Below are 9,945 nucleotides of genomic sequence, written 5' to 3'. Positions count from 1 at the left end.
ATCAAACTCTCCATCGTAAATAATTGTGTGTCTAACCTAAATTAAACACGGTGTTTTTAACCGGTTGAGCGAACTCAATCTCGGTTGTGTGCTTTCCAGTGATATCCCGTTTGTCAAAGAACAAGTTGCCCGGCCCGTTGGCCCAAGCAAGGTGAGAAAAAGGCCCGAAACTTGGGGTGTTTCTCAAAGCGGATGCAAAGGTACACCTTTTATTCCGTCGTGTCAAGTGAAAATGAAAAATATTTTTCTGATCCACTTACCCGTTTCAGCTGGTTAACTTCTTCACAATGAGCTTATTAGTACTTATCTGTGAATTGTTTTAGTGAATTGGGACTGCAAAGGTAGGGGGATAAAAAAGCTTTGTCAAGGGGTGGTTTGAAAATAGTTGGAGCCCTGCCAAATATTATTTGGTAAGACTCCCGCTATCAACTACTTACAAACCGAAAAAATTTTAAACTTTTTTTAGCAGGTGGTTCTTCTTCCCCTTTGAAACCAAAATATAGCGATCCTGGAGCCATTCCAGCGACAAAGGCGCAGCAGGATCAGCCACCTTCGTTTTGTTAATACTGACCGCATTTTGAGTAATTGCACGACGTGCTTCTCCTTTCGAAGCATACACTTCCCCTCTACTTGCTATCGATAACAAATCAGTAATGTCTTTGCTATTGGCTAATTCCTCTGCTGAAATCTCCGTTTGTGGTACGCCATCAAAAATCGTATCGAACTCGTCGATTTGTATAGAACGTAACGTATCGAGGGTTGCTTTCCCGAATAATACGTCCGATGCTTTTACAGCCAAATCATATCCGGCCTGCGAATGGACACGTATCGTTACGTCCTTCGCAATCGCTTTTTGCAGTATTCGTAAATGAGGAGCTTCCTGGTGCTGACGTTCCAGCTCTTCGATTTCTTCTCGGGTTAGTAAGGTGAATACACGCATAAACCGCCCACAGTCTTCATCAGCCGCATTTAGCCAAAACTGGTAAAACTGATAGGGTGATGTCATGGCAGGATCAAGCCAAACGTTTCCACCTGCCGATTTCCCAAATTTGGTGCCGTCAGCCTTTGTAATCAATGGCGTTGTCAGTGCGTAAGCGTGGTATTCTTCACGACCTTCCTTTCGCCGAATCAATTCGGTACCTGTCGTAATATTTCCCCACTGATCGGAACCGCCCATTTGTAAGCGGACACCTTTATTTTTATAGAGCCAGAAAAAATCGTAGCCCTGAAGCAACTGATACGAAAATTCCATAAATGACAAGCCCGTTTCCAGCCTTTTCTTCACCGAATCTTTCGCCACCATATAATTAACAGTAAGATGCTGGCCAGCCTCGCGCAGAAAATCAAGGAATGTCATTTCCTTAAACCAGTCGTAATTATTGACCATCTCGGCGGCATTCGCACCTGAATCAAAATGGAGGAACCGAGTTAATTGCGACCGAATTCCTTCCTGATTGCGACGTAGTGTTTCTTCAGATAAATAATCACGTTCGGTAGAGCGCCCTGATGGATCACCAATCATGCCTGTTGCACCACCAACCAACGCAAACGGTTTATGGCCGGCCCGCTGCAAATGCACCAGGAGCATAATGGTTGCCAGATTACCAATGTGAAGCGACGCAGCCGTCGGGTCGAAACCGATATAGCCCGCCGTCATTTCTTTCTGAAGTTGTTCTTCAGTGCCGGGGGTCATGTCGTTCAACATACCGCGCCAGCGGAGTTCTTCAATGAAATTCATAAAGAGCATTTTCAAAGAACGAAAGTGTGAAAGAGTGGAAGAGCGATGGTGCCAGATGGTATTCGCTCTTTCACTCTTTCACACTTTCGCTCTTTAGTTTTGGCAAAAGTAATGACGAATCGCCGTAACTCAGGAAACGATAATCGTTTTGTAGCGCTTCTTCATAAACTCGTTTCCAGTCGTTTCCTATTAAAGCAGCAATAAGCAAAATCAACGTAGAGCCTGGTTGGTGGAAGTTCGTGACGAGTCCTCTGCAAAGTTTAAAGGAATAACCGGGCGTCACGTAAATGCCGGTATGTGCCACAACCGATCCCTGTTCAGCCGATGCTACGTAGTGAAGAACGGCCTGTAAAGCTTCTTCAGCTGTTGGCTGCTGCTCTATCGGAATTTGATACGCATAGTGCTGATCTAACACAAACGGAGTTGATTCACTACGTAGTAATCGAACGCCAATCCAGTACAAGCTTTCCAACGCCCGCATCGACGTAGTGCCCACCGCAATAATCGTATCGAGATGACTGAGCAGATTCTGGATATTTTCTTTTGTATAAACGACCTGTTCGGAGTGCATGTAATGCTGCCGGACATCATCGGTTTTAATAGGCTGGAACGTACCGGCCCCTACGTGAAGGGTCAGATAATCGAACGTAACGCCTTGGGAACGTAGCGCGTCAAAGACGGCTGGTGTAAAGTGCAGGCCCGCCGTAGGTGCCGCCACAGCTCCTTCTTCCTTCGAATAAATGGTTTGATACGTAGTACGGTCGGCGTCGGTAACGTTACGTTTCAGATAAGGCGGTAACGGAATTTCGCCAGCATATTGAACAATCTGGGCGAACGTTAACTCTGTAGGAGCCCAACTCAAACGTACCACCGACTGCTCATAGTCCTCCCAACTCGCGGTAATTTCTATCCCGCCCAAGGCGATGCTATGTTTCCCATGCCCCCTGCCCTCTGCCCCCTGCAAAGTCAGCGACTCGTCTCGTTTCCAGCGTTTACGGTTGCCAATCATCCCTTGCCAGACTGCCGAGCCCGTCGCTTCCATCGCCTGACTGATCGGCAAATCGCTGGGAAATGGATTTAGCAAAAATAATTCGATGTGGGCGCCAGTGGGTTTCGTGAAGTGCAACCGCGCCGGAATAACTTTCGTATTATTAAATACAAGAAAACTATCCGACGGAAGTAGTTCGGGAAGTTCGGTAAACTGGTGATGGCTAATCTGACCGCTGCGGTAAACCAATAATTTCGACGTATCACGCTGCGCCAGTGGAAACCGGGCAATACGTTCATCGGGAAGGTCGTACTGAAACTGGGTCAGCAGTAACTCACTATCAGTCATCAGTACTAGGCTTCATGTACAACTGAACGGGCAGTGATAGCAGAACAGCGACTAAAATGGCCGTGCTCAATGGCAGTAACCAGGCATAATCGTAAGATTGCATACTTCGATCCGAGCGGTTGAGCAGCGATAAAACCAGCAATCCCATAGCCAGTATCGTATTGATAGCAGCCATCAGAGCCTGAAACCAGTTTTTAAACACTTCATTCAGTTGCGAACGATGACTAGCCCACACAGACTGATTCGGAACCGGAATCTGAGGAGTTGGAACACGCGGGAAAAGCCGGGCTACTACGTTAATCAGCGTATTACTCAGCAGAAAAATACCGATGGCAATGTAAAAAATCACCTCGCGGCCAATCGTCTGAATGGGTTGCTTGAGGGCATCGAAACGAACAGCAACTTCATCAGGATACGAAATATAACTGGAGAATAAGGCTATCAGCAAACCGAGAATGGACAGAAGACGCCACGCACGGACAAGAAAGGTACCTGTTTTCATTATAGTTATTAGTCAATAGTCGTCAGTCATCAGAAGTTTTACAGTAACACTCAACTAACGACCAGCGACTATTGACTTTATTTTGATGCAAAGGTACGGCGATACCAGGAAAATCTGTTAGTGCAGTCGCCTGGAATATCTGATGCATTTCTCAGATCACTTACTACGTCATTCCAGCCAGGCTTTACCAACTTAGTAAAGTGATCAAAATGATCGCCGACGTCCGTCCAGATTTGGACGATTCGACGTCCGTTTTCGGACGGCACCCATCTAAAAGAACTTTAAAATGGGCGTTTTTGAGGGACGTAGCGCACTCAGCAGGTATTGGTCTTGGATTTGCTATGCAAAGAGGAAAGATAAATTTTACTGGATTAACGTAGCATCAATTTATGAAAGGTACTCAACTAGGTGAGTTTGAAGAAATCGTTCTGCTGACGATTGCTCGACTCTACGATGATGCTTACGGTGTTGCCGTTGTGGAAGAACTAAGTCAACGGCTGGAGCGGCCCATAAGCCTGGGATTTGTCCACCGAACTATGCAGCGATTAGAGGAAAAAGGGCTGGTTCATTCCCGATTCAGTGAACCCATCGCCGAGCGTGGAGGACGTAGCAAACGCCTGTTCACGATAACCATGGCAGGTGAGCAAGCCTTACGGGAAGCGCGACGTATCCGAAACGAGTTATGGGAAGGTATTCCGAAAACCGCTTTTGACAACCTGTTATGAGTCAGAAAAATAATACGAATAAGCCAAGTCAACCGGAGCCGCCACGCTGGGCTGAGTGGTTGCTGACACAAATTACGGCTCCTCATCTTCGCGACGAAGTTTTAGGCGATTTGTATGAGCTATTTCAAAAGCGGGTTCAACGATACGGTAACACCACTGCCCAATTAGTTTATGCGCTGGAAATCGTGCTTTTGTTGCATCCCCGGCTTTGGCGTAAACAAACCAAATCGACTCACCAGTACCCCAAACCGACTGATTACTCACAACCAAATCCAATGAACATGCTAAGCAATTATGTTAAAATCGGTATCAGAAAACTGAATCGGCAAAAGTCCTATACCTTAATCAACGTAGTAAGCCTGAGCCTGGGCATTGCCTGTGTCATTTTGATTTTTACGTTGGTCAGATACCATCTGAGTTTCGATACGTTCCATGCCAATCAAAACCGGATCTACCGAATTTATACGGAGTTTCATGGCGAAAAATTGACTTATAGTACAGGCGTTCCAAATCCGATGGGCGATGCTTTCCGAAATGACTATAACGTAGCACAAAAAATCGGACGTATCGCGTTTTTACCAAAACGGGTGGTGACTATATCGCCCCAGAAAAAGTTTGAAGAAGACATTGCGTTTGCCGATGCCGATTTTATGAGCATCTTCAATTTCCCACTGATTCAAGGGAACTCACGATCTGCCTTGCGGGAACGTAATACGGCCCTTATTACGGAACGTATCGCTAAAAAATATTTTGGAGAAGAAGACCCAATTGGCCGATTACTACGTATCGATGATTCATTAGTCGTTAGCATTAAGGGAGTTCTTCAGAACCTTCCGCCCAACACCGATTTTCGGTCAGAAATATATATTCCATTCGGCAATTTGCAGAATCATAGTCCCTGGATGGTCGAAAAAGACTGGTGGTTCAGTGTCAATAAAGAAATGCAGTGTTTCATCCAACTCAAACCGGGCGTATTAGCCGCTTCAGTTGATGCGAATATTCTTCCGGCGATTTCCAACAAACACTATGATAAGGACATGGCGAAGTATTTTCAATTCAGATTACAGCCGCTCGCCGATGTTCATTTTAATCCGAAACTGCGGGGATATACGGAGAAAAAGAATCTCTGGACGTTTGTACTGATTGGCTTTTTCCTGGTCGTTACGGCCTGTGTGAATTTTATCAATCTGGCAACCGCGCAGGCACTTGGTCGCTCCAGAGAAATTGGCGTTCGGAAGGCATTAGGCAGCGAACGAAGTGCTCTTTTCTGGCAATTCATTACCGAGACGACACTCATCGCCGGACTATCCCTCGTTATTGCATTAGGATTAGCCTATCTGGCTATCCCATTTGTCAACCAATGGTTTGATATAAACCTGGCTATCAATCCATTTACGGACCCATATCTACTTACCTTTTTGCTTGGCCTTTTGGTGATCGTAGTTTTCTGTTCAGGTGCTTATCCCGGTCTGATTCTGGCCCGTTTCCAGCCCGTGCTGGCGCTGAAAGGAAAACTCTCCCAGCGGTCAGTGGGCGGCTTTTCGTTACGTAGAGGATTGGTTGTCACGCAGTTTGCTATCTCGCAACTGCTTATTATCGGTACGTTAATCGTTACCAACCAGATACGTTATTCGCAACAGACGGATATGGGTTTTCGAAAAGATGCGACCGTTATTCTACCGATACCCAACAATAAAAAGTCCACAATCAATACGTTGGCTGCTCAATTATCTGAGATGTCCGGTGTAGAAAACGTAACATTTTTCGATACTCCCCCCGCATCTGAATTTCTAGCGAGCACGGGTATTCGCTTTGACTCGCGTCCTAAAAAGGAAGACTTTTCCATTGGGATTAAGTCTGCCGATTACCAGTACGTTCCTACGTTCAAAATACCCATTCTGGCCGGCCGCAATCTGTATCCATCCGATACAGTTCGGGAATATCTGGTTAACGAAGCAACTGTGAAAGCCCTTGGACTAGCCTCATTAAAGGCCGTAATTGGCAAAACGGCAACAATCAATGGCCGACCGGGAACCATCGTCGGCGTTATGAAAGACTTTCATTTTAAGTCATTTCGTGTCGCAATTGAGCCCTTGTGCCTGACAACCTGGGGCGAAGTCTACAACCATTGCGCGGTAAAAGTGAATATGGCGAATCTAGAGCCAACCCTGGCGGGTTTTGAAAAAGCCTGGACAGCGCTGTACCCGTCGTCTATTTACACGTATCGCTTTCTGGATGAGGAAATTGACCGACTTTATAAGCTAGACAGCATGCTCCTACGACTCATTCAGGCGTTTGCCGGCATTGCGATTTTTGTAGGTTGCCTGGGTTTATACGGGCTGGTATCGTTCATGGCAGCACAGAAAAGAAAAGAAATTGGCGTACGTAAAGTATTGGGAGCCAGTACTTCCAGTATTCTTTGGCTGTTTGGAAAAGAATTTTCTCGTCTACTGCTGATCGCATTTGTACTGGCGGCTCCGCTGGCGTGGTGGGTCATGAAGGAGTGGCTGAATAATTTTGTATATCGGATTGAGCTTGGCGCTGGCATTTTCGTCCTGGCGATTCTGGTCACGTTTGTGGTTGCCTCACTAACTGTTGGCTTCCGAAGCGTAAAAGCCGCCCTGACAAATCCGGTAAAGACTTTACGAACTGAATAGGAAGAAGATTGCTACGTAGCGTAACCGTTGTGAGCCCGGTCTATTTAGTGAACCTGGTTAACTTTTTATTTAGAAGCCTGTTTTGTCATGCTGGAGCACGAAGCATCTTAACGTATCATACATCAAATAAGGATGCATTAAGATGCTTCATGCCTCAGCATGACAAAAACACTCATTGGACATTTTCGTTGTTTCAATAGTTCAATCTTCAAGATTCAATGAAAATTTACACAAAAACGGGCGATAAGGGACAGACAGCGCTTATCGGCGGACGCCGGGTTAGCAAAGCCGATGCACGTATCGATGCGTACGGTACGGTAGATGAGTTGAATGCGTGGATTGGTTTACTACGTGACCAACCCATCAACGTAGCGCGGAAGGACTTGTTGGGGGCTATTCAGGACCGGCTCTTTACGATTGGAGCTGAATTAGCCACCGACCCCGAAAAAACCATTACGCCCGGCGGCTCCAGACGTAGCATACCTGTGCTTGTACCGGAAGATGTTACCCAACTCGAACAAGCAATCGACGAGATGGAAAATCTGCTGGCTCCATTGCACGCCTTTATTTTACCCGGTGGCCACGAATCGGTTTCTTATTGTCATCTGGCACGTACCGTCTGCCGACGTACCGAACGGCTGGTTACGGCCCTCAGCCAAACATCGCCCGTTGACGAACAGATTCTGCAATACCTCAATCGCTTATCGGATTACCTATTTGTTTTAGGGCGGTTGATGGCACAGGATTTGAACGTAGCAGAAGTAGTCTGGAAGCCGCGAACGTAGCATTTTTCGAACGTTTTCAGCGTAAAAATAAGACCGTAAAAAAAAAGTTGTCTTGACAACTAAATTTGCTCGATCTTATTTTTTAGCTTTGCCACAGCCTACGCAACCAGGGGCTAACTCATTAACCACAAGCTGTTATGACGACGGACGTATTGCAAATTGAACTGCGGAAAGCGGAACGCTCCCGCCTTCAGGAGGTAGATTTTAATCATCTGCCTTTCGGAAAACATTTCTCGGACCACATGTTCGTGGCCGATTTCGTAGACGGTCAGTGGCTAAATCAGATGATTGTGCCATTCGACAACTTCACGCTAAGTCCTGCTCTGTCGTCACTACATTATGGTCAGTCGATTTTCGAGGGCATGAAAGCGTTCAAAAATGACGCTGGCGAAGTGCTTCTGTTCCGTCCACACGCTAATTTTGAGCGGATGAATGAGTCGGCTCGTCGGATGTGCATGGCTACGTTGCCCGAAGAGGTGTTCATCGGCGGACTGGAAGCGCTGCTACGTGTCGATGCCGATTGGGTGCCCGATACCCCTGATAGCTCGCTGTACATTCGACCGTATATGTTCGGGACGGATACGTTTCTGGGCGTTGCACCTTCGAAAACGTATCGATTCTGCATCTTTACGTGCCCCGTTGGCGCGTATTACACAAATCCGCCGAAACTGAAAGTGGAAACGGAATACATCCGTTCGGCACCGGGCGGGGTTGGTTACGCGAAATGTGCTGGCAACTACGCTGGTTCCATGTACCCAACGCTAATGGCGCAACAACAGGGCTACGACCAGCTTATCTGGACCGACGCTCGCGAGCATAAATACATTGAAGAATCGGGCACGATGAACATCATGTTTTTCATGGACGGAAAACTGATTACACCTGCTACGTCGGATTCGATTCTGAAAGGAGTTACTCGTGATACAATCATACAGATTGCCCGTAGCTGGGGTATTCCGGTTGAAGAACGGCTCGTCTCTATCGATGAGGTTATCAACGGTATCGAAACGGGTCGCCTGACTGAAGCGTTTGGGGCTGGAACTGCCGTCGTCGTATCGCCCTATTCGCTCATTGGGTACAACGGTAAAGATTATATGCTACCCGAATTTTCGCCAGAAGATTCGTTTGCTGTCCGCGTCAAAAATTACCTGACCGACCTACGTACGGGTAAAATAGCCGATGAATTCGGCTGGATACAAACCGTATAAGATTGATTAATAGCAATCATTCAAACGCCCCAGCCGCTTGGTTGGGGCGTTTTTATTGGAGAGCGAATTTGATATGGTTTCAGATAAAAATGAGCCTTCTTTGCCGTGTTGAGGTATGACAAAATTGGATTGATCAACTGACGTTTCCGTGCGAACGAACCGAAATTATTTACAGATTTTATACCTGGGCATTGGTATAGCCTCCCTCCTATTCTTTGCCTGGACCGGGCGTTATTTGAGAACTACATATCCCGACAAACAGGCGATGGATATGGGGCTACGCATAATGCTACGTAGTCGGCACATCTTTATTCTATTGGTCAGTTTGATGGAAGTGGGAATTGGACTCTACATCGAGCAGGCAAAAAAACCAATTGCGATTTTTCTGCAATGGGTAGCAACTACTACGTTACTGGCTGCTCATGGATTATTTGTCTATGCTTTTTTCTACGAAGTCGACCCGATTTATGTTCCTCAAACACCCATTCTGCACAAAGCAGCTTACCTCATTGTAGCAAGCGTTATAATGCATATTCTTGTTCGCCTGGAGCCAAAATCCTGAGTAAACAAAATCAGCAAACGCTACGTTATTCTAGCCATATTCTATGATTTTATTATCTTTTCCTGTTAATTAATACGTATTTTTAACATAATACTGGTGGCTATTGCAAAACTAGTTGGCTATTCTTACAACCCACTAACTTGTGAATTTTATAAGGACTACCTATTACAAATGAGCATTGTTACTGAAGTTGCTTATCAATATATCATTGATGAACTAAATAAAAGGTCAATCAGGCATAATGTTCACAACTTTGACTCTGGTGCGAGAATGATTAATATTTGATACAAAGGCCATTTCTATGTTATTCAAATTGACTCTGAATCAATAGGATTTTCGGAGGTTACAGAGGCTAATCCCGGATTCGATACCACCCCAGATGAGTTGTTTTATACTTCTGAAGATGCACAAACACATTTTGAATCCATACTT

At 45.9% G+C, this 9,945-nt stretch carries 8 protein-coding genes; 5 read left to right on the top strand and 3 right to left on the bottom strand.

The window, feature by feature from the left end; all coding sequences use genetic code 11:
- Nucleotides 1–451: 451 nt before the first annotated feature.
- From tyrS to IC229_RS30115, 3 genes are all read right to left on the bottom strand, one after another.
- The gene (gene tyrS / locus IC229_RS30125) at nt 452–1,738 is read right to left on the bottom strand and encodes a tyrosine--tRNA ligase (RefSeq protein WP_190891884.1); all 1,287 of its coding nucleotides are present in this window, start codon (nt 1,736–1,738) and stop codon (nt 452–454) included.
- 70 nt (nt 1,739–1,808) lie between these two features.
- A complete protein-coding gene (locus IC229_RS30120) occupies nt 1,809–3,074 on the bottom strand; it encodes an S-adenosylmethionine:tRNA ribosyltransferase-isomerase (RefSeq protein ID WP_190891882.1) in 1,266 nt (421 codons plus the stop codon).
- Nucleotides 3,067–3,576, bottom strand: coding sequence for a hypothetical protein (locus IC229_RS30115; protein ID WP_190891876.1), 510 nt, complete (start codon nt 3,574–3,576; stop codon nt 3,067–3,069). Before IC229_RS30115 ends, IC229_RS30120 begins: the two co-directional genes overlap by 8 nt.
- Nucleotides 3,577–3,965: 389 nt before the next feature.
- Between IC229_RS30115 and IC229_RS30110 the strand changes: the two genes are divergently transcribed.
- The 5 genes from IC229_RS30110 to IC229_RS30090 all read left to right on the top strand — a co-directional run bounded on the left by IC229_RS30110 (nt 3,966) and on the right by IC229_RS30090 (nt 9,513).
- The gene (locus IC229_RS30110) at nt 3,966–4,301 is read left to right on the top strand and encodes a PadR family transcriptional regulator (protein WP_190891874.1); all 336 of its coding nucleotides are present in this window, start codon (nt 3,966–3,968) and stop codon (nt 4,299–4,301) included.
- The gene (locus tag IC229_RS30105) at nt 4,298–6,958 is read left to right on the top strand and encodes an ABC transporter permease (protein ID WP_223834277.1); all 2,661 of its coding nucleotides are present in this window, start codon (nt 4,298–4,300) and stop codon (nt 6,956–6,958) included. The genes IC229_RS30110 and IC229_RS30105 overlap by 4 nt, the downstream gene beginning before the upstream one ends.
- A gap of 218 nt (nt 6,959–7,176) precedes the next feature.
- Nucleotides 7,177–7,743 (top strand): cob(I)yrinic acid a,c-diamide adenosyltransferase, encoded by a 567-nt coding sequence (locus IC229_RS30100; protein WP_190891872.1) that lies wholly within the window; start codon nt 7,177–7,179, stop codon nt 7,741–7,743.
- A 137-nt stretch (nt 7,744–7,880) separates the two neighbouring features.
- Nucleotides 7,881–8,951, top strand: coding sequence for a branched-chain amino acid aminotransferase (locus IC229_RS30095; RefSeq protein ID WP_190891871.1), 1,071 nt, complete (start codon nt 7,881–7,883; stop codon nt 8,949–8,951).
- A 148-nt stretch (nt 8,952–9,099) separates the two neighbouring features.
- Nucleotides 9,100–9,513, top strand: coding sequence for a hypothetical protein (locus IC229_RS30090; RefSeq protein WP_190891869.1), 414 nt, complete (start codon nt 9,100–9,102; stop codon nt 9,511–9,513).
- Nucleotides 9,514–9,945: the final 432 nt, after the last annotated feature.

Origin of the sequence: Spirosoma profusum (genome assembly GCF_014699005.1) — a bacterium.
GTDB lineage: Bacteria > Bacteroidota > Bacteroidia > Cytophagales > Spirosomataceae > Spirosoma > Spirosoma profusum.
This window is presented reverse-complemented; position numbering and strand designations above follow the sequence as displayed.